Annotated in this window: 22 protein-coding genes; 10 read left to right on the forward strand and 12 right to left on the reverse strand. The window is 42.0% G+C overall.

Annotation, left to right across the window (positions count from 1 at the left end):
* Positions 1-221: 221 nt before the first annotated feature.
* Together egtD and egtB are read right to left on the reverse strand one after the other, a co-directional pair.
* Positions 222-1,157 carry an L-histidine N(alpha)-methyltransferase gene (gene egtD, locus C900_RS03650; RefSeq protein ID WP_009578247.1) on the reverse strand — a complete coding sequence of 312 codons (936 nt, stop codon included), beginning with the start codon at positions 1,155-1,157 and terminating at the stop codon, positions 222-224.
* A 12-nt stretch (positions 1,158-1,169) separates the two neighbouring features.
* Positions 1,170-2,423, reverse strand: a complete 1,254-nt coding sequence (gene egtB, locus C900_RS03655) for an ergothioneine biosynthesis protein EgtB (protein ID WP_009578248.1) — start codon at positions 2,421-2,423, stop codon at positions 1,170-1,172.
* A gap of 429 nt (positions 2,424-2,852) precedes the next feature.
* Here egtB and C900_RS03660 point away from each other — a divergent pair, with 429 nt between their 5' ends.
* Positions 2,853-4,493: a S8 family peptidase gene (locus C900_RS03660; protein ID WP_009578249.1), complete on the forward strand. Its 1,641-nt coding sequence runs from the start codon at positions 2,853-2,855 to the stop codon at positions 4,491-4,493.
* A 415-nt stretch (positions 4,494-4,908) separates the two neighbouring features.
* Here the strand turns inward: C900_RS03660 and C900_RS03665 are convergent, their stop codons facing one another.
* The 4 genes from C900_RS03665 to C900_RS03680 all read right to left on the reverse strand — a co-directional run bounded on the left by C900_RS03665 (position 4,909) and on the right by C900_RS03680 (position 12,073).
* Complete coding sequence (locus C900_RS03665; RefSeq protein ID WP_040495515.1) at positions 4,909-5,823, reverse strand: glutaminase; 915 nt, start codon at positions 5,821-5,823, stop codon at positions 4,909-4,911.
* A gap of 105 nt (positions 5,824-5,928) precedes the next feature.
* Complete coding sequence (locus C900_RS03670; protein WP_245558394.1) at positions 5,929-7,953, reverse strand: CocE/NonD family hydrolase; 2,025 nt, start codon at positions 7,951-7,953, stop codon at positions 5,929-5,931.
* 31 nt (positions 7,954-7,984) lie between these two features.
* The gene (locus C900_RS03675; protein ID WP_040495517.1) at positions 7,985-11,260 is read right to left on the reverse strand and encodes a WD40/YVTN/BNR-like repeat-containing protein; all 3,276 of its coding nucleotides are present in this window, start codon (positions 11,258-11,260) and stop codon (positions 7,985-7,987) included.
* Positions 11,261-11,371: 111 nt separating this feature from the next.
* A complete protein-coding gene (locus tag C900_RS03680) occupies positions 11,372-12,073 on the reverse strand; it encodes a biotin--[acetyl-CoA-carboxylase] ligase (RefSeq protein WP_083867431.1) in 702 nt (233 codons plus the stop codon).
* 93 nt (positions 12,074-12,166) lie between these two features.
* Here C900_RS03680 and rsfS point away from each other — a divergent pair, with 93 nt between their 5' ends.
* The 5 genes from rsfS to C900_RS29695 all read left to right on the forward strand — a co-directional run bounded on the left by rsfS (position 12,167) and on the right by C900_RS29695 (position 16,643).
* Positions 12,167-12,538, forward strand: a complete 372-nt coding sequence (gene rsfS, locus C900_RS03685; RefSeq protein ID WP_009578255.1) for a ribosome silencing factor — start codon at positions 12,167-12,169, stop codon at positions 12,536-12,538.
* Between the two features lie 69 nt (positions 12,539-12,607).
* On the forward strand, positions 12,608-14,671 hold the full coding sequence (gene ftsH, locus C900_RS03690) for an ATP-dependent zinc metalloprotease FtsH (protein ID WP_009578256.1): 2,064 nt from the start codon (positions 12,608-12,610) through the stop codon (positions 14,669-14,671).
* 103 nt (positions 14,672-14,774) lie between these two features.
* Complete coding sequence (locus C900_RS03695; protein WP_009578257.1) at positions 14,775-15,554, forward strand: UDP-2,3-diacylglucosamine diphosphatase; 780 nt, start codon at positions 14,775-14,777, stop codon at positions 15,552-15,554.
* A complete protein-coding gene (locus C900_RS03700) occupies positions 15,532-16,341 on the forward strand; it encodes an NHL repeat-containing protein (RefSeq protein ID WP_009578258.1) in 810 nt (269 codons plus the stop codon). The genes C900_RS03695 and C900_RS03700 overlap by 23 nt, the downstream gene beginning before the upstream one ends.
* Positions 16,342-16,499: 158 nt before the next feature.
* On the forward strand, positions 16,500-16,643 hold the full coding sequence (locus C900_RS29695) for a hypothetical protein (protein ID WP_009578259.1): 144 nt from the start codon (positions 16,500-16,502) through the stop codon (positions 16,641-16,643).
* 861 nt (positions 16,644-17,504) lie between these two features.
* On the opposite strand, the gene C900_RS03715 is transcribed toward C900_RS29695, so the two are convergent.
* The 3 genes from C900_RS03715 to C900_RS03730 all read right to left on the reverse strand — a co-directional run bounded on the left by C900_RS03715 (position 17,505) and on the right by C900_RS03730 (position 19,072).
* Entirely contained in the window at positions 17,505-17,846 is a 342-nt protein-coding gene (locus C900_RS03715; RefSeq protein WP_040495523.1) for a DUF5615 family PIN-like protein, read from the reverse strand.
* Positions 17,843-18,064 carry a DUF433 domain-containing protein gene (locus C900_RS03720; RefSeq protein ID WP_009578261.1) on the reverse strand — a complete coding sequence of 74 codons (222 nt, stop codon included), beginning with the start codon at positions 18,062-18,064 and terminating at the stop codon, positions 17,843-17,845. The genes C900_RS03715 and C900_RS03720 overlap by 4 nt, the downstream gene beginning before the upstream one ends.
* A gap of 339 nt (positions 18,065-18,403) precedes the next feature.
* Entirely contained in the window at positions 18,404-19,072 is a 669-nt protein-coding gene (locus tag C900_RS03730; RefSeq protein ID WP_009578262.1) for a TapB family protein, read from the reverse strand.
* 239 nt (positions 19,073-19,311) lie between these two features.
* Here C900_RS03730 and C900_RS03735 point away from each other — a divergent pair, with 239 nt between their 5' ends.
* The 3 genes from C900_RS03735 to C900_RS03745 are packed head-to-tail and all read left to right on the forward strand — an operon-like array spanning position 19,312 to position 22,295.
* Positions 19,312-20,664: a sigma-54-dependent transcriptional regulator gene (locus tag C900_RS03735; protein ID WP_009578263.1), complete on the forward strand. Its 1,353-nt coding sequence runs from the start codon at positions 19,312-19,314 to the stop codon at positions 20,662-20,664.
* Positions 20,654-22,009 carry a sensor histidine kinase gene (locus tag C900_RS03740; protein WP_009578264.1) on the forward strand — a complete coding sequence of 452 codons (1,356 nt, stop codon included), beginning with the start codon at positions 20,654-20,656 and terminating at the stop codon, positions 22,007-22,009. The genes C900_RS03735 and C900_RS03740 overlap by 11 nt, the downstream gene beginning before the upstream one ends.
* A gap of 49 nt (positions 22,010-22,058) precedes the next feature.
* Positions 22,059-22,295, forward strand: coding sequence for an acyl carrier protein (locus C900_RS03745; protein ID WP_009578265.1), 237 nt, complete (start codon positions 22,059-22,061; stop codon positions 22,293-22,295).
* Here the strand turns inward: C900_RS03745 and C900_RS03750 are convergent.
* From C900_RS03750 to C900_RS30535, 3 genes are read right to left on the reverse strand one after another with little or no spacing between them, the layout of a single operon-like run.
* A complete protein-coding gene (locus tag C900_RS03750; protein WP_009578266.1) occupies positions 22,292-22,639 on the reverse strand; it encodes a YopX family protein in 348 nt (115 codons plus the stop codon). The genes C900_RS03745 and C900_RS03750 overlap by 4 nt on opposite strands.
* A 48-nt stretch (positions 22,640-22,687) precedes the next feature.
* Entirely contained in the window at positions 22,688-23,032 is a 345-nt protein-coding gene (locus C900_RS30530) for a cation efflux transmembrane domain-containing protein (protein WP_245558395.1), read from the reverse strand.
* A gap of 8 nt (positions 23,033-23,040) precedes the next feature.
* The gene (locus C900_RS30535; protein ID WP_009578268.1) at positions 23,041-23,235 is read right to left on the reverse strand and encodes a hypothetical protein; all 195 of its coding nucleotides are present in this window, start codon (positions 23,233-23,235) and stop codon (positions 23,041-23,043) included.
* Positions 23,236-23,518: 283 nt separating this feature from the next.
* On the opposite strand from C900_RS30535, the gene C900_RS03760 reads away from it, so the two are divergent.
* Positions 23,519-25,009, forward strand: a complete 1,491-nt coding sequence (locus C900_RS03760) for a pyridoxal-phosphate dependent enzyme (protein ID WP_157493881.1) — start codon at positions 23,519-23,521, stop codon at positions 25,007-25,009.

A 25,009-nucleotide genomic window follows, 5' to 3' on the forward strand; every position in this document is an offset into this window, starting at 1 on the left:
TATTTTCTCCGTTGCTCTACGAAAATTCCAGGATGACGTGGTGGATTAACAAATCCCACATTCAAACCGTAGTCGTTATTTTGCCGCGCCCATTATTCAATAAATCAATGTAGAGTAGTTCCACCTCCGACCTCCGGCCACCTCCGCCAGCGGAGGACAGTGCTAATTAGTGTTTGTAAGAAAACTCTAAGTGGCTTTAAGGGGCTACCCTTCCATGTGCGTTACTTCCGCCAGACCGAATTCACAAAATACTTCCGGGAATCATAAAAATTACGAATGACAGCAAAACCCGTTTGCGTTGCGAGGCTCTCTATATCATTCATACTATATTTCTGCGATATTTCCATATGTATAGCCTCCCATTGTTCGAATTCGATGTTGGAATCCATGATCTCTACAGACTGCTTCTTTGTGCTCACCAGATAACTTGCAGTAGTACCCGTCACAGGATTGTAGGTAGGGAAATGTTTAAAGCCGGTCAGATCAAAATTGCCATGCAGCTCCCGATTGATCCGCTTTAACAGGTTTAAATTAAAATTTCGCGTTACACCCTCCTGATCATTGTAAGCCCTGAGTATTACATCCGGGTCCTTCATCAGGTCAAAGCCAATAAAAAGCAGGTCACCGTCTCTCAAAGCATCATTCAGCTCCTTTAAAAACTCAATAGCCCTTGAGTCTGTAAAATTACCGATGTTAGACCCCAAAAAAAGCACCACATTTCGCGTACCCCCATTCTCCAGTTGTTTTAACGCTTTGAAATACTCATTTTTTATACATTTCACTTTCAAGGAGGGGAACTCTTCCTCCAGAGAATCCTTCAGTATCTGAAGTACATTACCCGAAATATCAATAGGAACATATTGAAAATCTGCCTCGGAAGAGACGAAATGTTCGAGCAACACCTTGGTTTTATAACCATCTCCTGCACCAAATTCTACCAGGTTAAAACGAGGCGCGTCATTTCTGAAAATATCAAGTATGCGGGCTTTGTTTGCTTTTAATATTTCATGCTCACTCCTGGTTAGGTAGTATTCCTCCAGGTTCATGATCTGCTGAAAGATAGCATCACCTTCTTCATCGTAGAAATATTTAGATGACAATTCCTTTGGGGTCGAGGTAAGCCCTTTCAACACATCACGGGCAAATTGATTATTCATTCCAATAATAGTTTATATATGTTTAGCCAGTCTTATTCCAGAAAACATCCACCGCAGATGGGGATGGAAAAAATTTCGGTAACTTACTCTGATGTGATCAGAAGGTGTGGCACAAGAGCCTCCTCTCAGCACCATTTGATTAACCATAAATTTGCCATTATACTCTCCCACGGCTCCTTCCGGTGCCTGATAGTATGGATATGGCATATAAGCGCTACCGGTCCATTCCCAGACATCTCCAAGCATTTGAAAACTGCTGCCTTTACGGGCCACCGGCTCAAAATGTTCTGATTCCATAAAATTAGCATCCGAATGGGATCCGGAATGTCGCTTACAAGCTATTTCCCACTCAAATTCTGTTGGTAATCTGAGCCCTTTCCATTTTGCGTAGGCATCCGCTTCAAAATAACTCACATGGGTAACCGGAGCATATATATCCACTTCTTTAAGGCCACCATTAAGGGAATACTGGTGCCATCGTCCATCTACCAGGTGCCAATGGTAAGGGGCTATCACCTCTTCAGCCTTTACCCACTCCCATCCTTCGGAAAGCCAATGCCTGAAGTCAGAATAACCTCCGGCATTAATAAACTCGAGATATTCGCCATTCGTCACCAATCTGTCGCTTATTGCATAGTCGTGAAGGAATACCTTATGAGCTCCCAACTCATTATCAAAGCAAAAGCCGCTAGCCTGGTATCCCACCTCGTAAATACCGCTTTCTACAGGCAGAAAATCGGGTGATTTCATTGATTCGGAGTGCTGCCCGGGCTTGTTTATGTAGATAGGAAACAAAGGATTATTCCCTAAAATATACTTGATGTCATAGAGCAACAGTTCCTGGTGCTGTTGCTCGTGCTGAATGCCCAGCTCCAGCAGGCCAAGCAATTCTTTATCACTTATGCCTGCATCAAATAGCTCAGACATATGAGTATTAACATACCCTCTATACTCCAAAACTTCCTGTACGGTAGGTCTTGTAAGGTTGCCCCTGTTAGTTCGGATCACCCGTTCACCAACACTTTCATAATAACTGTTGAACAGGTAACCGTATTTGTCATTAAACAGGCTGTAACCTTTTTTATAAGGTTGAAGAATAAAAGTTTCAAAAAACCACGTAGTATGTCCCAAGTGCCATTTTGGTGGACTTACATCCACAACGGGTTGCACTACATGATCTTCTGGAGAGAGCCTGCTGCATATTTTCCCGGTTGTTTGCCTTACACTGAAAAACCGCTCTTTGAGTTCAATATCTTCTAATACCATAGGTCATAGATTTCCTTAAAAATAAAGAAGATGAACCGCAGATACTAAATTAAATCCGTCTAATTCAGCCCCTCCCGAAATCTAAAACAATAGTAAAACTACTTAGTTAATCAAAAGCGACTAATTTTTAGAAGATATTTCCTGGTGACTTTTGATGATGAAATAGAAAAAGAAAAAGAAAAATAAAGCCACTGACAACAGACAAAACAGGATACCCATATGTCAAAAAATTTTAGTCAGAATATAAATTTCGTCATCTTCAGGAAACGAAACTTTCTTTTTATCAGTTAGCTAGCACAGATGTAAGATTGTTTAACAATTAATTGACTTAACCTGAAAAACCATCTGCTTTTTTAGGAGATTCAGCTATATTGGCAGACTTTTATACATAAAAATCGAATTTCAAATTAATTTTTGTTTAAAGTGAATATGAAAAACAGTGTTAGAGGGCTCTTTGCGGCAATTCTATTGGTACTAACTGTACTGAACAATGCTCAGGCGCAGGGAGAAAAACAGGATAGTACAGATTTCCCACCCAAAGAATGGTCTTTGATGGACCCTGGTGATAACGTGCAGGGTATTAGTGTTGAGAAAGCGTATTCCATATTAAAAAATAAAAGATCAGAAACGGTAGTGGTCGCTGTGATCGATTCTGGTGTGGATATTGACCATGAAGACCTGCAGGGTAAGATATGGATAAATGAAGGCGAGATAGAGGGGAACGGGATAGATGATGATAAAAACGGCTATGTCGATGACCGCTACGGTTGGAACTTCATAGGAGGAAAAACCGGCAATGTAGAACAGGACACCTACGAATTGACCCGTATCTATGTTAACCTTAAAGAAAAGTATGGTGATATGGACGCCAGTAAGGTTAAAAAGAAAAATAAAGCCGAGTACGAGTACTGGTTGAAGGTAAAAGCCGATTTTGAAGAGACGCATGATAAAGCTAATCAGCAGTATGTATTCTATTCTACCCTTCAAAAAAACATTGTCAGGTTCAATAATCTGCTTAAGGCCTACCTCGATGTAGAGAAGCTCAGCATGGATGACTTGCGAGCTATTGACTCGGAAGACTCCACTATACTGGCAGCCAGAAATATTATAGGCATCATATTTCAGAATGTAGGTGAAGATGCTGACTTTGAAGCTATCTCCGAAGAACTGGAAGGTGCGGTGGAGCATTTTGGCAATCAGGTAAACTATGCATTCAATACGGAATTCGATCCCAGGTCTGTAATAGGAGATAATTACGCCAACCCATACGAAAGAGGTTATGGAAACAATGATGTAAAAGGCCACGACCCCAGCCATGGCACACATGTGGCAGGCATTATAGCGGCAAATAGAGATAACGAACTGGGAATACAGGGCATTGCCGACAATGTAAAGATCATGGTGGTAAGGGCTGTACCTGATGGTGACGAAAGAGATAAAGATGTTGCAAATGCCATTATCTATGCCGTGGATAATGGTGCCAGGATCATCAATATGAGCTTTGGCAAATCCTATTCCCCACAAAAAGAAGCGGTGGATAAAGCAGTTAAATACGCGGAGAGTAAAGGTGTACTACTGATACACGCAGCAGGCAATAGCTCTAAAAACACAGATAACTCAGACAACTTCCCCAACAAGATTTATGGAGACACGAAAACGACAGCCAGTAATTGGCTGGAAATAGGTGCATCATCATGGGGAACAAATGAACAGTTCGTTGGATCTTTTTCAAACTATGGCAAGAATACAGTGGACGTTTTTGCCCCAGGTGTAAATATTTATTCAACAACGCCTGATAATACTTATCAGTCATTTAATGGTACCAGCATGGCTGCACCGGCAACTGCAGGAGTAGCCGCATTGCTAATGTCGTACTACCCTGAGCTAACAGCATTTCAGGTTAGAGACATAATAGTTAAATCATCCAGGAAATTTGATGCCCTTCAGGTGCTTAAACCGGGCAAAGAAGAATTGGTAGATTTCAAAGACCTGTCTATCTCCGGTGGTTTGATCAATGCATATGAGGCTGTGAAAATGGCTGAGTCAATGACAATCAAAAAGGAGAACTAATCAGTGTCCCTAAGAAAACGTCAATGTCCGCGTTACGCTCGTTCCAAAAATGCTCACGTACCTCAGTACGCTCCACTTTTTGGAACTTCACAAGCCTTGACCTTGACGTTTTCTTAAAGCCACTTAGAGGATTCTTACAAACACTAATTAAATTAGTGTCTGTAAGAAAACGCCCATGTCTGCGTTATGCTCGTCCCGAAAATACTCGCTTTCAGGGACGAGCATGACGCTCTTTAATCCATTCAACTCTACTTTTTTACCCATCTTTTGAAGCCCTGAATCACCAATCGTACACCTAAAATTTAGCGCGGGCAGTTCGGAACAGGCAGAATGTCCCTAAAAGAGGTTTTTAAGGGCTGTTTTTAGATGCGGATACAATTTAATCGGTTCTACTATATCTAATTTGATCATCACACTAGAATATTGAAGTACCCGTTTTCGTAGTAAAAAGCTCCAATGCTTTCATGCCTGCCAATGAATTTCCCTTAGGATTGAGTCCGGGACTCCAGACTACTATACTATATTCGCCAGGCAAAATAGCGGCAATACCTCCTCCTACCCCACTTTTTCCGGGCAACCCCACTCGAAATGCAAATTCACCTGCTTCGTCATAAAAACCGCAGGTTTGCATAATTGCGGTCATCCTTTTAAACTGGCTTTCTGTGATATATCTTTTGGCATCAATCACCCCTTTGCCATGATTGGCAAATACCCGAAATGCCCTGGCAAGTTCATTGCAGTTCATTTCAATGGAACAAAAATCGAAATAAAGGTCCAGTACTTCCTCTACATCATTCTTGATATTCCCGAATGACTTCATCAGGTTCACCATGGCTGCATTTTTAAACCCACAGGCTTTTTCAGAGGCTGCAATGGTCTCATTATAGCAGATATCTTCCTGTCCGACCAGCTCACGTATAAAGCTCAGCAACTCCTCCTTCGGATTGTTTAAATGTGAGATCATCAGATCAGTGATCACCAGCGCCCCTGAGTTGATAAATGGATTTCTTGGTATGCCACATTCATACTCCAACTGTACCAATGAATTAAAAGGGTCGCCAGAGGGCTCCACATTCACACGCTCGTAAACCTTTTCACCCAAATGCGCAACGGTGAGCGCCAGCATAAATACCTTTGAGATACTCTGGATGGAGAACTTTTCATGTGCATCACCTATGTAGTAAGCCTCCTCGTTGAGAAAAAGCAGGTAGATACCGAATTTTCCTGGATCAACCTTAGCGAGTTCGGGAATATAATCGGCCACCTTGCCGTCTCCCAGAAGTGGTACCACCTCTTTGTGTATTTCTTCTAATATTTGCTGGTACTTCATAAGCATATCGTTACGACCGGCAAAAATATAAAACGTAGCTCAAACAAAAAGGCCACCCTGTCGATAGTGCTATCCAGGATGGCCTTTGATATCAGCTTGATTGGCTTACTTCTTATAGATCTCCACCGGAAGGTTCAGCGATTGGTCTTCTCCGATTTCAATGACAGACGAACCATAAACGGTTATTTCTGCCTTTTGAAAATCAGATTCATCAGCTTTATATATGTTATCAACATATTTCTGAGGATTTCTGTCAATATACGGAAACCACGTGCTGTGAATTTGTATCATAATGCTGTGGCCCTTCTTGAAGGTATGCAGGATATCCTGTAATGGAAAGTTCACTTCCTCCATTTTTCCCGGAGCAAAGGGCTCCGGCTCGGCAAAACTATTTCTAAACCTTCCTCTAAATACTTCATGCCTAACCAGTTGCTGATATCCGGGCATTACCACATGCTGAGGGGTGATTTTTGACGGCTCTGCATCATCAGGGTACACATCAATTAATTTCACTACGAAATCAGCATCAGTGCTGCTTAATGCTACTTTCAAGCGGGCTACGATCTCACCTGCAAGTAATATGTCATCCTTGAGCGGGTCGGTTTTGAAGGTAAGTACGTCCGGCCTTCTCGAGGCATGCCTTTGATCATCCGTCATGAATCTTCTTGGTGTAAAAGTAACGGCCTCTGTTTCTGAAGTATACGGCACCGGGTTGTCAGGGTCACTGATATAGCTGAAGGTTGCCTCACTTTCAGCTTCCTCATTGACCAAAAGCTTCCCACCTTTGGCAAATCTTAATTTGACAGGTTTGATATCTTTCGGTGGCCATACGTCAAACTGTCGCCACTGCTTCAGACCCGTATCAAACATATAGGCTTCCGGTAGTTGAAGGTTACCTTCACCCTTCAGGTGGTAGTTGAAGAATGGCTTTTCAATATTCTTCTGATAAAATGTAGAGATGCTATCACCAAAATAAATGTGGTTCACCGCCTGGTAGCCCCTTTCTCTGGCCCAATCTCCATGGCTCCATGGACCCATCACAATCGTGTTATTAGCCTTCGGGTTGTTTGCTTCCACCGTTTTATAAATATTCAATGGCCCGTAGAGATCTTCCGCATCATACCAGCCGCCCACTGTCATCACCGCATGGTCTATTCCATTCAAATGTGGCAGTATGCTTCTTTTTTGCCAGAATTCATCGTAATTCGGATGCTCAACGGTCTGCTCCCAGAAGAAATCATCAGGATAATACTTCTTTACATTCTTCAACGGCCCAAGGTTCATATGGAAAGCATAACCATCAGCAGTATTTCCTGCCTCTCTCAATGCATCCCATTTTTCATTATACCAGCTTTCTGTGGTTGGCTCTGTCTGATGGCCGAATACAGGATAAGCCAAGAGGTAGCTTTGCAGAAATGCTCCCATGTGATGAAAATCATCAAAAAAGAAGTCAGCAATGGGAGCCTGTGGTGAGGAAGCCACCAAAGCCTGGTGTGCCTCAGGAAGTGCTGCTGCAGTGTAAAAACCAGGATAGGAAATACCCCACTGTCCTACTTTGCCATTATTGTTTTTGATATTTTTCAATAACCACTCAATGGTATCGAAGGTATCGGAACTTTCATCTATATCGCTCTTCTTTTTGGGATTGTTACCAGCCACGTGCGGACGCATATTGTCATAGTCACCTTCTGACATCCAGCGTCCTCGAACATCCTGGTAAACGAAAATGTACATATCCCGCATCAGATAGGGCGATGGCCCGAGGCTTGTTTTATAATTATTTTCACCATACGGGCCAACACTGTATGGCGTACGCTGCATCAAAAAGGGATAATTCTTTGATTTCTCCTTCGGAGTATAAACTACTGTAAAAAGTTTTACTCCATCCCGCATGGGCACCATATACTCGTGCTTCTCATAATTACTCCGCACAAATAGTGAATCACTGTTTTGAGCGTGCAATGCTCCTGCTATGCCAACTAATAAAAGTGTAACTAATGGCTTTAAGAAAAGGCCAATATCTGCGTAGCACCTGACCCAAAAATGCTCTTCCCCAAAGAACTTCGCTTTTTGAGACCTCATACCGCTATTTGACGGGAACGTTTTCTTAAAGCCACTTAGAGTTTTCATACACATACTAACTAAACTTCTAAGTCTCATTTCATTTATTTAATGGTTCATAATCTTTAAAAGGAGAGAATTCCAGTTTTTCTATCTCCTGCCTGTATGCTTTCCATTGGCTCTCATAGAATTCGTTCACTCTTTTCAGCGCCTCCTCCAGCTTTAGTTCGGCTTGCTCAACCAGTCGCTTTTCGGTTGCTCCCGGCGCCTCCAAAGATGATCCAATGTAGTAGCTGGCCGTATTTATCCGGTCATTAATACTGGGGTCGGGAGATCGGATGATACCTTGTTTTTCGCTATAATCCTCCCCAACAAAAGGCACTAACAACGATTCAATGGAATCTTTCACGGCCTTGCTTTTCTCTATAAGCTCTTTGTAAATGTCTTCATCTTTTTCCTTCATTTTCTTGGTGTACTCATCTACAATTTCCTTTGACTCCACGAGCCTTTCTGTGGCCATTCCTGCAACCTCTTCGCTACGCTCCAACTGCTTTTGCAGGTCGCGCTTCGCCTGCAACGTTGCCATTGACATCTCCACCCTGGGATCAAATCTCACATTGATCATAGCAGAGTCTTTAACATCACCGAAAGTCAATCGTAGCTTATAAGTACCAGGCATAACATCAACCCCACGCGGCTCGGACCTGTTCTTCCCTGATTTTCTCCTACTAGGCCCTCTTACCCCTTTTTCATTGAGATACCAGTACATCCTGTTTATGCCATTTTCTTCCGGAGCCTTATTTTTTAGCGTTCTTATCAACTCGTTTTTACTATTAAACACTTCAAGGATCAAAGAATCATACTTCACTTCACCGGAACTCTTAGCTGCATCTTTCCCGGGCTCTTCAGTCGTTTTTGACTGTTTCCCTTTTTTGGTCTTCTTGTCTTCCTGCTTTACACCTTCTTCTTTTTTCTTTTCTTCAGGTTTGTTGATAGTGTAAGTGACCATGGCGCCTGAAGGTCTGTTTTCACCACTGTAAATCGCATCAGCAGCGAAGCGCGTGCCGGAAGGCTGCTGGTTTAAAGTCAGATAAGCATCGGGGGGAGTAAAAAGATCCATTTTTTTATTCAGTATCTGAGCCCCCTCTCTGGCCATTGCTCGTAGCGGCCTTATGTCGTCCAGAACATAAGCCGCTCTGCCATAAGTACCGATCACCAGGTCATGCTCCCTGGGATGAATAGCCAGGTCCATGGTAGAAACCTTGGGGTAGCCGTTGGTCCACTGTGTCCAGTTTTTGCCTCCATCAATACTTATATATAAACCGCCTTCCGATCCCAAAAACATTAAATTTGGTTCTACCGGGTCCTGAATAAAGGATAGTGTGTAATTCCAAACCTGGCTTTCACTTACAATATTTCTCCATGTATTACCATAATCTGTAGTGTGGAAAAGGTAGGGTCTGTAATCAGAATTTCTATAGTTATTAACTACTACGAAAGCTTCTCCGGCATTGTAGATAGATGCCTTTATTTGTGGCACCCACCCCTCCTTCGGTATTCCGGCAATTTTAGATGTCACATTTGTCCAGTTTTTTCCTCCATCCCTGGTCAACTGCACCAGACCATCGTCAGTCCCTACCCATATCACACCTTGCCGAACAGGGCTTGGTGAGATGGCCAGAATAGTTGTATTATTTTCAGCCCCGGTAGCATCCATTGTCAGACCACCGCTCTCATGTTGTTTTTGCTTTTCCGGGTCATTGGTAGTCAGATCCGGAGAAATAATGTTCCAGGTACTACCTTTATCGATGCTCTTGTGTACAAACTGGCTACCAAAATAGATAGTGGAGTTATCAAACGGATCCTGGGCAATTGCTGCATTCCAATTGAATCGCAGTTGCATATCCGAATCGGGATGTGTAGGCCTTATCATTCTTTGATGTCCGGTTTCCCGGTCGTACCGCACCACAAAACCCTGCTGCGACATAGAATACCCGTATCTGGAGTTGTCGGGATCTGGTACTACATCAAAACCGTCTCCGAACGATAATTCCTGCCAGTATGAATTTCTGATACCCTGCGACTTCCAAACATAGGCAGGCCCAGCCCACGAACCATTATCTTGCATGCCCCCGTATACATTGTAAGGGTACTCCATATCTACGTTGATGTGATAAAACTGTGCTAATGGCAGGTTTTCCACGAATCTCCATGTCTCGCCCCTGTCATGCGTAATATTCAAGCCACCATCATTACCATCGATCATAAAAGTCGGATCCTCAGGGTGTATCCACCAGGCATGGTGGTCGGGATGTACACCCCGGCTCGTACCGTAGGCGGGCATGAGCTGTGAAAATGTTCTTCCTCCATCCTCGCTTACATTCACATAAGTGTATATGGTATACAACCTGTTGTCATTGATGGGATCTACATATATTTCGCTATAATAGAATGGCCTGTTGCCGATCTCGGAAGTATTATCATTGATCTTTGTCCATTTGTAGCCGCCATCATCAGAGCGATACAATGCATTTTTCTTAGATTCTACCAAAGCATAAACTCTCTTTGGATTACTTCTGGAAACAGCAACTCCAATTCTGCCTAATTCTCCTTTTGGAAAGCCATCGTCATCGGTGATCTTCTTCCAGGTCTTACCACCATCCACCGTTACATGTAAACCTGAGCCTGGTCCACCGGAATGAAAGGTCCACGGCTTGCGCCTGTGCTCCCACATGGCAGCAAAGAGTTTATTCGGGTTGGAAGGGTCCATCACCAGGTCGGCAGCTCCGGTTTTTGGATTGATATAAAGCACTTTATTCCATGTTTCTCCACCATCAGTTGTTTTATACACTCCTCTTTCTTCATGCTCACCCCAGGGAGAGCCTATAGCCGCAACATAAACAACGTCAGGATTGACCGGATGGGTGATGATACGATGGATATGCCGGGTTTTCTCCAGCCCCATCAGTTTCCATGTTTTTCCTGCATCCAGGGACTTGTATATGCCATAGCCTCCGTTCAGGCTGTTTCGCGGATTACCTTCACCAGTTCCCGCCCACACTACATCAGGGTTGTTCTGCTGAATGGCTACCGCACCTATTGACATGGATTTCACCTCATCAAAAACAGGCTTCCAGTCTATGCCCCCACTTTCCGATTTCCAAAGGCCCCCTGAGGCCGTGCCTACATAGATAATATCGGGTTGGGCATGCACAGCGTCAATAGCTGTTACCCGTCCGCTCATACCGGCAGGACCTATGCTTCTGGGTTTCATGCCCTTTAGCTTATCCATATCAAGTTTTTGAGCACTAGCATGGCCTATGATACCCGCCATTAAGATCAGTATCAGAAATTTTCTTTGTAGTAGTTTATGCATAATTGATAGATTGACTTTGAAACTTCTTTATCTATCATCAATATGACAATTGTTACCGATTGTAGCAACCTGCCAATATTATTCGTGAGTAATTATTCCATGAATGGTAAGCTACGGTATGAATTCAACCTCTTTAAAACCAAATTGTTTCAGTCCCTGATTGGTTTCGATCTCCAACAATCCCTGATCGGTAATACCTGTTATCCTGCCATTGAACACCTCACCGGCACGATACAGGAAGTCCTCACCAAAACGATACATATGATCCAGGTAATCCTGCTTTAGCTCCACTAACTCACCCCTCTTAAGTTGAATATATCGCTTTTCGATGTTGAGGAGAAGCGCTTCAAATACATCTGAAAGATCAAATGTGTTTCCGGTAATGGTGGACAATGAAATGGCATTTGGATGGGCGAATTCCAACTGATTGATATTCAGCCCTATTCCTACAATTGCATGTTCGAGTTGCTGACCCTTTATGTTATTTTGGATGAGAATCCCACAAACCTTTTTTTCGCCAAAATAAACGTCATTCGGCCACTTTACTTCAAAGCCATTCCTTATGCGGTTGAGGTAATCCAGGATGCCCAGTGAAACTGCAATGTTTAGATCGAATTGCTGAACTATTGAAAGAAAATTTGGCTTTAGTATAATAGAAAACGTAAGGTTCTTGCCGGGGGTAGAATTCCAACTATTTCCACGCTGCCCCTTACCGGCCGTTTGGTTGTCAGTAATAACTATTGTACCCTCAATAACTTTTTGTTTTGCAATAAGAAGGGCCGCTTCATCATTGGTGGAGTGACAAGTTGTCATGAAATTGACCTTTTTGCCCAGAAATAATGTTTTGGCAGGAATTTTATACAAGTATTTTTGTTAGTTTTGTTTAGTATAAGTCAAATATAGTTAATGAATGTAAATAACAATTTAGCGCCTTCCGAAAAATTGAGTAATGTAGTGGTGAAGGGTATGCAGGAGAAAAAAGCTTCCAATATAGTTGTAATGGATCTTAGAGAGGTAAAAAATGCAATAGCAGACTTCTTTGTAGTATGTTCAGGTAATTCTGACACACAATTAGATGCCATAGCAAGTTCCGTTGATGAGCAGGTTTCAAAAATACTTGGACAAGACCCCTGGCATCAGGAAGGGAAAGATAATAAAGAATGGATGCTGCTGGATTATGTAGATGTAGTAGCCCATATTTTCAAAAAAGAAAAACGTGAATTCTACTCCCTGGAAAGCCTTTGGGGTGATGCAAAAATAGTTGCCGTTGAAGATTAGCATAAACTGAACCTTAATCGTCATCTCACGTTAGAATTTGCTAATAAATTAATTTTTTTAATATAGATTATGCCTGACAAGAAGAAAAATATTATTCCTAATAAACCTCAGAAACCGAATTATCAGGTTTGGGTCATTGTGATACTGATCGCGGTGATATTCGGTATTATGATCTTTAACCAGTCGAGCACTCTGGTACCCATCACCATGAATAAATTTGAGAGCATGATGATGAGCAATGATGTAAGAAGAGTAGTGCTCATAAGGAATCAAAAGTATGTAGAAGTTACGCTGAAGCAAGAGGCGCTTGATAACGCTAAATACAGAAATGAATTAGAAAATAGTAGCCCTTTTGGCGTGGGTGGAGGCCCTCATTATAAACTTAACATAGGCTCTGTCGACAGCTTTATAAGTCAGTACCAGGAGCTGAACGAAAAACTTCCGGCCGACCAGCGGGTAGACTATGAAGTAGACGATAAATCAGATATTACCAATTACATTTTCCAGTGGGGATTCTTCATCTTCATTTTATTTGGGTTCTGGTTCCTCATGCGCAGGATGACTGGCGGTGGTGGTCCTGGCGGACAGATATTCAACATCGGAAAATCGAGAGCTGCTTTATTCGATGCAGAAAATAAGGTAAAGATCACTTTCGACAATGTTGCAGGCCTTGACGAAGCCAAAGAAGAGGTGAAAGAGATTGTGGAGTTTCTCCAAAATCCTGGAAAATTCACTAAACTGGGCGGTAAAATACCTAAAGGTGCATTGCTTGTAGGCCCTCCGGGTACAGGTAAGACGTTGCTGGCAAAAGCAGTAGCAGGTGAAGCTGGCGTACCATTCTTTACCTTATCTGGTTCTGATTTCGTAGAAATGTTTGTGGGTGTAGGCGCTGCCAGGGTAAGAGACCTGTTCAAGCAGGCCAAAGAAAAAGCCCCCTGTATCGTCTTTATTGACGAGATTGATGCCATTGGCCGCTCAAGAGGAAAAGGACAGATGCCTGGCTCCAACGATGAAAGGGAGAATACCCTGAACTCACTACTTGTAGAGATGGATGGCTTCTCAACCGATTCGGGGGTAATAATACTCGCTGCTACCAACCGGCCTGACGTGCTGGATTCAGCGCTTATGCGTCCCGGCCGATTTGACAGGCAGATCAGCATTGATAAGCCTGATATTGTTGGTCGTGAGGCTATCTTTAAAGTGCACCTGAAGCCGCTAAAGCTCGGTAAAGATGTGGACCCTAAAAAGCTGGCAGCACAGACACCTGGTTTTGCCGGTGCGGAAATCGCCAATGTATGTAATGAAGCTGCCCTAATTGCAGCAAGAAAAGATAAGCCATCTGTGGATATGCAAGACTTCCATGATGCGATAGACCGTGTAATCGGTGGACTGGAAAAGAAAAATAAGATCATATCTCCTGAGGAGAAAAAGATAGTGGCCTACCATGAGGCTGGTCATGCAGTAGCAGGCTGGTTCCTGGAGCATGCTGATCCTTTGGTAAAAGTAAGTATTGTACCAAGAGGAGTTGCGGCTTTAGGCTATGCACAGTACCTGCCAAAAGAACAGTTTCTATATCAAACCGAGCAACTTATAGATGCCATGTGTATGGCTTTGGGCGGGCGAGCAGCGGAAGAGATCGTGTTCAACAAAATATCTACCGGTGCATTAAGTGACCTGGAACGTGTGACCAAAATGGCCTACAGCATTGTTTCTGTATATGGCATGAACAGCAAGATCGGTAATGTGTCTTTCTATGACTCCAAGCAGTCTGACTACAACTTCACAAAGCCTTACTCTGAAGCTACGGCTGAAACCATAGACCAGGAGGTAAGAAAGTTGATAGATGATGCTTTTGAAAGAACAAAAGACCTGCTTTCACATAAAAGAAAGGAATTGGAAGTAGTAGCTAAGGAGCTGCTCGAAAAAGAGATTATTTTCCAATCAGACCTGGAAAGGTTAATTGGCAAGCGTCCTTTTTCGCATCCAACGAACTATGAAGCCTATACCAACGGGCAGAAAGATGAGAAAGAGAAAAGAGATGAAGATATTTCAAAAAGCTCACGAGGCGTAGGGCAATCATCGGCTCCTGAAGAATCTACCCGTCCATTAGACTCCGATTCCAGAGAGCCTTAGAAACTCTTAAATTTATTGATGAGTGACTCAACAGCCAGTGTAAAGAAGATTCCTTCCGGCTTTTGAGTCACTTTTTTTTATTTTTGCCCAGCAGTTGTACACTATGCCAAAGACAATACAGGCCCTTAACGGAAAAAAAATATACTTTGCCTCTGATTTTCACCTCGGTGTGCCCGACAGGGATAGAAGCCTTGAGCGTGAAAAAAAGATTATTCGATGGCTGGATCAGGTCAAAGACAATGCTCACTCCATATACCTGCTGGGCGATATTTTCGATTTCTGGTTTGAATACCGCCACGCTATACCAAAAGGGTATATACGGCTGCAAGGAAAGCTTGCAGAACTGACGGATACAGGAATCCCTGTTATATTCTTTACAGGTAATCACGACATGTGGATGTTTGATTACTTCACCAAAGAACTGAACATTCCCATTTACCGGGAACCTCAGCAGCTTATTGTAGGTGAGCAAAAACTAATGATCGGGCATGGTGACGGGCTTGGCCCGGGAGACTATACCTATAAAATACTCAAGAAGATCTTCAGCAGTAAACTATGTCAATGGTTATTCGCACGCATCCACCCCAACACTGGCATTGCAATTGCTAACTTTTGGTCCAGAAGGAGCAGGATAAGTAGCTCTGAGGGCGAAGATAAATTTCTTCATGAAAAGGAGTTTCTCTGGCAGTACTGCAAGGATATGGAGCAATGTGAACATCATGATCTCTATATCTTCGGCCATCGCCACCTGCCTCTCGATTTGGAAGTAAACCCAAAAAGCCGTTATATTAATCTTGGGGAGTGGGTAAACCACTTTACTTACGGCGCTTATGATGGTAAAAAATTTGACCTGCTAACCTTTGAAAAGGATAAAGATATTTAAAGCTCTCCTGCTTTATTTAGGACTTTTAAGTGCTGGAAACCTGTTAGCTCAGGAGCTGGTTTTGCAAAGTGCTACAGCGATAAGTGAACCGCTTGTTGTATCCATTGACAGACTGAACAATATCTACATTGCCGATAAAAAAGGGAATCTGAAACAGTATACTCATGGCCAGCTCAACCAGGTCTTTTCACCTCAGCAAACGGGTGAAATCACATTGGTGGAAGCATGGAATCCCCTCAAAATATTTCTGTTTTATGCAGATTTCCAGGAGTACATATTCCTTGATCGCTTCCTTACCAGCGCCCAAAGGTATAGCAGCCGCGACCTCTCCAGCTTCAGTGGCCTGATCACGATCAGCGCTGACAACAACCTCTGGGTGGTGGATTATGTGGATTTTGGTTTGAGGAAGTATAACATCAATTTTCGGCAGTTTACCATTGAAACTCCTTTTGATTTGCTCCTGGACCCTGACAATTATGAAATTACCTTCATTCGAGAATATCAAAATCTGGTGTTTATCAGCGACAAAGCTTCCGGTATCCTTATATTTGATAATATGGGTAACTATCTCAGAAAAATTCCGGTAAAGGGTACAGATTATTTCACCTTTCATAAAGACCAGCTCTACTACCTGACAAATAATGGCCGTGAGCTGGTAGCACAGCATATATATTCCTCACAAAAGGAAGTGCATTCTCTACCAGAATCTGCCTTGTTTGCAGTCTCCTATGATAAACATATTGCCGTTATCACAGAAGATTCGCTTAAGATTTATAAAAAAAATTAAAAATACCCCCGTTTTGGGGGATTTGCGCGGAATAATATTTTCCGATATTGGCCTTAAGTTCTGATTGATTCAAAAACACTTCCTCACAGAGAAGCCATACGGGTGGATTTGTGGGGAAGTTTTTGCTTTTAGGCCACGAAGGCGCTAAGACACGGGGTATGAAAAAAGTTGGCAGAAGCAGTAGGCAAATAGAGCTTGAAGCTTCAAGCTCAGCGTTGTTGGTGAAAACACCAACAATACTGCCAATTTTAGAAATGATCATTAAGTTAAGTAAAAAACCTCCTGAAATTCCTGATAGATGAAAACAGGGGAAACATTTATGGTTTCGTTGTCATACCAAATCACCTTCATTTATTGTGGAAAATAAATCCTACACACTCTTTAGAGAATGTAAGAGGGATTTTGTGAAATATACGGGTCTGATGATAAAATTCGACCTGCAAAAAATCAACAAAGGTGTTAGAGCATTTTCGGGTGGATTTAAAAGATAGAAACCTACCAGTTCTGGCAACGCAATTCATTAAACAAGTTGTTTAAATCGAGAAAGGTCATTGAGCAAAACTGGATTACATCCATAGCAACCCTGTTAGAGGCAAATGGATGTTAGCTAATAGAACCCGCTAAGACATCACTTTTTCTTCTGCTAGATTTTTATGAGGAAATTAGTAGCGAATTCGATTTTTTACCACATCATATGCAACACTTCGAATGGCTTGTTGGTGAAAACACCAACAAGGGGTTAAGATTGATGGAATCCTTAATGAAATATTCTTGTGTTGAATCTGGCAATCCAAGAATTAGAATATCCTTGTTCCAGGAATAGCTTCCATTTTTTGCAAATCCAATCTTAGAATGAAAGTCCAATTCGATCATTACGTATGTCCGATCATTAAATAGCAAAAGTTCAGAAGATACTGGAAAAAGATCTTGCAATTCAACAAAGAAGCAATCTGCAACTTGTAATTCATCTGATTTATTTGATGGATCAGTGCAAGAGAAAAGAGTGAAAATTAGAACGATGGGGAATAAAGATTTAATCATATCAACAGCTAGAGCAGGTATCGCAAGCATTATCACCACTGTTCCTTCCAGGTTTTGTTTAGCTGGCTTAATGATGCTGTTATCGATCGTATAACAGCCGTTATACTTGCTCTTTTTGTTTGTCAGGTGTCTTTTATTATTTCTAGAATCTCTTCCTCATTAGATTCCAGAAAACTACGTATTACTAAAATGTTGTTCCTAAGCAATTCTGAAATAGACTTAGTCGTCAGGTTTCCAGTCTTTAACCAGATAATCTTTGGTGGAATTCCTCTCACTACATTCAAATCCACAAAATCTGAATCGAAAGTCACCACAGCATAACCATGGCTTTTAGCATAGTCAAAAATCATGGCATCTGAAGCATCCTCTAATCCAACATAGCGAACTTGTTTAGAATCAGGAAAATCTAATTCAATCAGCCGGACTATCTTGGGTGAGATATTCTGGTCAAATAATAATTTCAAGAAGCAATCTTCAGTTTATGTTCTTTATCTGCTGCAAAAGCCAAGCAGGCATTGATCATGTCTTCGGTAATCTCTTCAAAATCATCCATGATCTCTTGTTTACTCATACCATTTGCCAGCCAATTCAGCACGTCATAAACTGAAATTCGAGTCCCTTTGATACAAGGTTTTCCGAATCTCTTGTCGGGTCTGATCTCTATATATTCCTGGTATTTCATAAATCAAATATACATAAAATTTGGTTAGATCTTTCTCAATTGGATGCCCCCATAACAGTCTACTCCTTTTCTTCATGTATCACCTGACAACTGCAATCGAAGAAGGTATTTGCATCAGGATAGGTTATCTTGCTGCGTTAGAATTCTTACTCATCAGTCATCAGATGAATGCCCTTTCAATAGATTCATCACCCAGGGGCAAAAAAAAGAAGTGCTCCGGTCAAGAGCACTTCCAAGGTCAAAAACTCAAAATAAATAGGATAAATTCTTAATTCATCCAATAACAACAACGCTAATATAACAATAATTGATAAAAAAAGATTTGTTATGTAAGCTTTTTTATTTATAACCTGTCAGCAGCGTGTAGCCGACTAATTTACCATTTTTATTATAGGTCTCAGACCTCACAAGCCCCACATCCTCAGCAATATAATCAACAGCATTACCTTCCATACTCATCATCATTTTTGTACGGACTTTGTATGTCACCTTAAACGACTCAAAAGTACCGGCTGGCGTTGTGATGTTTTCCTTCCCTTCTACTTTTCGATCAGTAACGTCAACACTCATATTCATAATATTCCCTTTAATGTTAATCGACCCGTCATCCAGCGTTTTTCCCACATCCAGATCCGAAGGCCACTCGAGGTTATCTACCTCAATGGTCATTTCCATATCTCTGAAAGCCTGTAGCGATTCTTCGGGAATAAATCTCTCCATATCCATTTTTATTACCCCATCTGCGCACTCGAGCTCTACCTCTTTTTCGTATACCAGCTCATCTTTTTTGTCATAATTCTTGAAATATATGACAGCCTTCCATCCATCGGATGTCTCTTCGAGCGACTTGATCTGGTTCACCTGACGTCCGGTTACTTTGTCTTTCGCATTGTAGCTTGTAAGCTCCCACTCAGAGCCCTGCTTTAAATTATAAAAAGGGTTGCATTGAGACCACGCATACCCCCAGCCAATCCACACAAACAGCAGTATAATTAGTTTTCGTTTCATAGTTGATAGTATTTAATTTCACTTACAATATAAGAAGCATTAGATTATAATAAATGCTTAGCAAATCAAAATAATTTTTATTTCGTTGTGTTCGAAATCGATCAGTTTTGTACATTTAGGAACATGCTGTTACTCAGTGAATAGTGCTCACAAGCTCTATTCTATATTGGCATCATTTTTATTAAAAAGTTCTTAACCCTAAACAAGCACACGTGGATAAAGAGATTGGCAAAATTTTGATGATTGATGATGATGAGGATGTGTTACTAGCCGCAAAATTGCTTCTTAAGAAGCATGCTCATCAGGTGATAATAGAAAAGAACCCAAAAAAGATACCTTTCCTGCTCAACAACGATACTTATGATGTTATCCTGCTGGATATGAACTTCAGCAAGGACATCACCAGTGGTAAGGAAGGCTTTTACTGGCTCAGCCAGATCCTTGAGCAGGACCCTTCAGCAGTAGTGATCATGATCACGGCATTTGGTGACGTGGAAATGGCTGTAAGAGCCCTGAAAGAAGGCGCTACAGACTTTGTATTAAAGCCATGGCAGAATGAAAAGCTGTTAGCTACTATTTCAACAGCAATTAAACTTAAGAAATCATACAAAGAGGTTGATAAGCTCAAAAAGGCCAAGAAACAGCTTGAGGAAGAGATCAACCAGCCTTTTAAGGACATCATCGGCAACAGTCGGGCTATTAGGGAAGTATTTAATCTGATAGACAAAGTAGCAAAAACCGATGCCAATGTATTGATACTCGGAGAAAACGGAACGGGAAAGGAACTTGTGGCTCGTGCCATCCATCAGCGGTCTTTAAGGAAGGATAACAGTTTCATAGCGGTAGATATGGGTGCGATCACCGAATCACTATTCGAAAGCGAATTATTCGGACATAAAAAGGGCTCCTTTACAGATGCCAAGGAAGACCGCCCGGGTCGGTTTGAAGTGGCCAACGGAGGCACCCTCTTCCTGGACGAGATCGGCAATCTGAGCATGCCGCTGCAGTCTAAGCTGCTTACTGTACTGCAAAGTAGGCAGGTAACGCGAATTGGCACAAATTCACCTGTAGATATCGACATCAGACTGGTATGCGCTACCAACATGCCTATCCATGAAATGGTAAACGAGAATACCTTCCGTCAGGACCTGCTTTACAGGATCAATACTGTGGAAATAAAGCTGCCTCCACTGCGCGACAGGATAGAGGATATTCCACTATTGGCGCGCCACTTCGTAGACAGCTATGCTAAGAAATATAGAAAGGATGTGCGCTCTATCAGTGACGATGCCTTATACAGGCTGCAAAAGTATAACTGGCCGGGTAATATTCGCGAACTGCAGCATGCCGTAGAAAGAGCAATTATTATGAGCGACAATGAGGTGCTTGATCCGGAAGATTTTTTCTTCCTTACCCAAAGCAAAGCATCATCGCAGGATATAAATACAGATAACCTCAACCTTGATGAAGTGGAACGGTCCGTTATCGAAAGAGCTATTAATATGCACAGCGGCAACATTTCCAAAGCAGCAAAGGAACTTGGACTAACACGGGCTTCCCTGTACAGGAGGCTGGAAAAACATGGACTTTAGTAACACAAGAACTGCCGTATTATTAAGGGTAGGCCTGCTTACGCTCAATATTTTTGTGCTAGCATATCTTATCTTTAATGATGGCTTTTTTGTTACTGAACTGGTGCTTTTTATCCTGATGGGGCTACAGGTTATATCACTGATAAAAACATTGGAGAGAAACAACCAGGAACTTATTCATTTCCTGGAATCGATAAGGCATGACGATCTATCATATTCATATAAAACCGATTCTCAAAATGAAGACACCAATAAGCTGAATGCCGAACTCAATAAAGTTTTAAAAGACCTGCGCGAAGTAAGGAAAGAGAAAGAAGCTGATTTCCAATACCTTAAAAATATTGTTCAGCATGTAGGCATAGGGCTGATCACATTTAATAAGGCCGGTGCTGTCCAGATTATGAATACCGCTGCCAAAAAACTGCTGCGTATCAACAACATTGAGAACGTTAAGGATCTTGGAGCCATCAGTGAAAATCTGGTCGACATTTTTCTGCGCTTGAGAACAGGCGGGCGCGACCTGATCAGGCTGGAAATAGGTGGCGATATAGTACAACTGGCCATATACGCCATTGAACTGACTTTACGGGGCGAGGAATTTAAGCTGGTGTCCGTTCAAAACATCCAGAATGAATTGGAGGAGAAGGAGATGGAAGCCTGGCAAAATCTTGTGAAGGTGCTCACCCATGAGATAATGAATTCGGTTACACCCATTTCTTCCCTGGCCAACACTGTGGAAGAAGAGCTAAAACTGCAATTACATAACGATCAGGAGGTGAGCCACATCTCGAGCGAAGAGATAGCTGATATACACCTGGCTATACAAACCATTAAAAAGAGAAGCCAGGGCTTGATCCGCTTCGTTCAGGATTTCAGAAACCTGACCCATATCCCAAAACCAAAAATTTCAGAGATAAAAGTACGGCCTCTGCTCGAAGAGATGCTTATGTTGCTGAAAAGAGAAATTGAAGATAACCACATAAAAGCCAATATTCGAGTGGACCCTGAAAACCTGACCATAAATGCTGATAAGGAACTTATTGAACAGGTGTTGATCAACCTCATAAAAAATGCAGCGCAGGCTTTCGATGAGCAAACCAATAGACTGGTAGAACTCAAAGCGTATGTTGACGAAAAAAGCCGGCCTGTAATATCGGTGAGAGATAATGGCAACGGTATCGATGACGAAGCCCTGGAAAAAATATTCATTCCATTCTTCACCACAAAAAAAAGTGGCTCAGGCATCGGTCTAAGCCTTTCACGTCAGATCATGCGCCAACATCAGGGTATGTTAGGGGTAAAATCCAAACTCGATGAGGGCACAGAGTTCTTTCTAAGATTTTAGAAAAATCATATAATTTCCTAGATTTACGGATTAATTTAAAAACAGGTCGATGAACATACAGGAAACCATCACAAAGATACTAGTTGACAAACTCGGAATAGCAGAAACGGAAGTTACTCCTGATGCTAATTTTGTAAAAGATCTGGGAATTGACTCCCTTGATTATGCCGAGCTGGTGATGGAATTTGAGCAAACTTTTGACATCAGAATACCCGATGAAGATGCGGAAAAACTGCAGACTATCAATCAGGCTGTATCGTACATTGACAATAAAATGAAATCCTAGAACCTCGCCTTAAAAGAGTCAGGGGATTCATAGTAGTTGCATAACCGTATAGTATCCTCCATTTCTTTATGCAGCAAAGGAATTTTCACATCCGGTGTACCTTCCTCTATTCTGCACCATGCACTCCGTGCTTCGTCCCAGTGTATAATAGATCGCTTTGAGTCGATGAGCACTATGTCATTTTCATAAAGCTCCGAACCACTTTTATCATTTACCCCCGAGTATTGCAACAGGATATGACCCTTCTTATGAAGCTCACCTTTTATACAGTCTATTTGGTTTAGCCTTACAATTAGTTTTGCCTCCGTATTCCAGGCCTTAAATTTGAAAATTCTGGATTTCATAAGCAGTAAAAATTCAGCGGATTAGTATCATTACATCAAGTTACATACTTATTCGCAGCAGTCATCACCACAGGTAATATTTCCGGAGCTTGCTTTTTCAAAGGCCTCTCTTCCTTCTTTAAAAGCATACCAGGCTATACCAAGGCTACCAATAGCATCTACATAAGGTATTCCAATCAGCTCATATAAAAGGCTGGATGCCAACAGAATAAATGAAAGGTAAAAACATGTTTTGGTACCATGCGCATCGGAAATGATAGGCGCGGATTGCAGCTTCCTGCCTACACGAAGTTTTTCTTTATATAAAAAATACATGGTAAGCATGGATATAACTGCTATAATGATACCTATCCGGGTGGTTTCAGGTTCTGCTGTCATATAAATATTCACCACAGCTCCTATTATGCGGTGCCAGTTATTTTTAAGGCAACAGCTTCAAATCGATCCCTTTTGTCAACGGAGTTCCTGCGCATTCTCCAAACCATACGCGCTATGCCTAAACCGGATATTACCTCCACAAAGCTGTCAACACCATACCCAAACAGTGCAAGGGTTTCATCTTCAGAACCATAAAAAGTGGAAATTCCTCCTTCCACCAGGTTATAAAAGATGGTGGTCAGGCTAAGTACAAGAACCTTCTGTAGCAGCTTTGCTGTCTCATCAGATTTGATCCATCATGTGTTTCTCCTCTTAGCTATAAAGGAATGTCTGCGACTGAATTTCCACATTCTACCTTACATTCGGGGACAATTATCCCTCTAATTTGTTAATTTAATAAATAAAGGATTGAAACAAACGCATACTCGCCCCCCGGTACGCTTTTTGAAAAAGAAAAGGGTACCTCGCGCAGAGGTCTTTGTGAAACCAAATAACATTTTTTTGCCTGAAAATATATACAATAAAGAAGCAAGCACTGACACTTCGGCAATAGCCTCGACAACACCCGACATGTCTTTTGAGAAGAGATGCCTCTACTGTGGGGAGGTCAATAATTCAGAAAATTATACTTGTGACTGCATACCGGAAGAATGGTTTAATGAATACAGGATACTAGATGTCAAACCTGTTATCACCAGTAAAGAAAAGTTATTACTTAGGCAGTCTTTTTATGACTATCGCTTTGATCACCCTGACGGGATCGTGCAATATTATGGGGTCCCGTTTCGGGCATATTACCCAAAAGGGCTGGAGCCTGTGGGTATGACCCCCTTATATTATTTACCTCACCTTAGTGATCAATATGGTATAAAAACATTTATTAAAAACGAAGGCCACAACCCTAGTGGGTGCTTCAAAGATCGGGAAACCCTGCTGACCCTCCTGAACACCAGACGCAGAGGCCTCCGACATGCTGTTATCTATTCATCAGGCAATGCTGCTGCCTCAGCCGCCATTTTCGCACAGAAGTTAAATATGCAGCTCATCACATTTGTTGCCGGGGATACTTACCCGGAAAAGATCAATTTTATCCGCGATCATGGATCAGATGTAGTAGTAATCGGTGATGAGCAGACCAACTTTGAAACAGGGTTCAGGCTTTTCGCAAGACTAAACTCCCGGAATGTGTTTTCCGAAAATAACTTTGATAACTGGTCTGTCAGAAACCCTTACAGAGTTCACGGGGATAAAACAACAGCAATTGAGATAGTAAAACAGCTCAGCGGTGATGACGCCAACTGCACTGTACCCGATTATGTAGTGGTACCAACAGCTAATGGTAGCGGACTGGCTGGAATTTGGAAGGGGTTTCAGGAACTGTACGCATTAGGATTAATATCGAAGCTTCCGAAAATGATATCGGCTGGCATTGCCCGCGCCAACCCTGTTTTTCAGGCTGTCAGAAAAAAACAAACACAAATACCTGAACGCTGTGATCTTACTAAAGTGGACCCTGAAGATGCCAGCATAGGCAGTACAATCCTGGCTGAGGAAGGCTATGATTCTATTGAAGCCGCTAAAGCAGTGCTACATTCCGGTGGTTTGGCAGTAGCGGTCAACAACAGTGATGTAAAACTTGTACTGCGTGATTTTCTGGAACAGGAAGAGGATATTGCTTTAAAAAACAGCATTTTACCTGAGCCGGCTTCTCTTATTTCTATTGCAGCTATCGAAAAAATGAGCCAACACATTAACTTAGCGCCTGATAATATCGTGGTATCAATTATCACGGGGCATGGCTTAAAAGCACAGGAGATGATGGAGCAACTGCTTCCTGAAAAGCAAATACTGCATCAAAGAATAGCAAAAATTATTGAAACGAAGAGGGGCGACATTGCCAAAAAGGCCATCAGCAAGGGGCGTAGAAAAAATGTACCTGCTGATTTTGACGCCATTGCTGCCGTTTTCCGAGAATTAAAAATTGAAGACTGA

The sequence above is a fragment of the Fulvivirga imtechensis AK7 genome (genome assembly GCF_000331535.1).
Classification (GTDB): domain Bacteria; phylum Bacteroidota; class Bacteroidia; order Cytophagales; family Cyclobacteriaceae; genus Fulvivirga; species Fulvivirga imtechensis.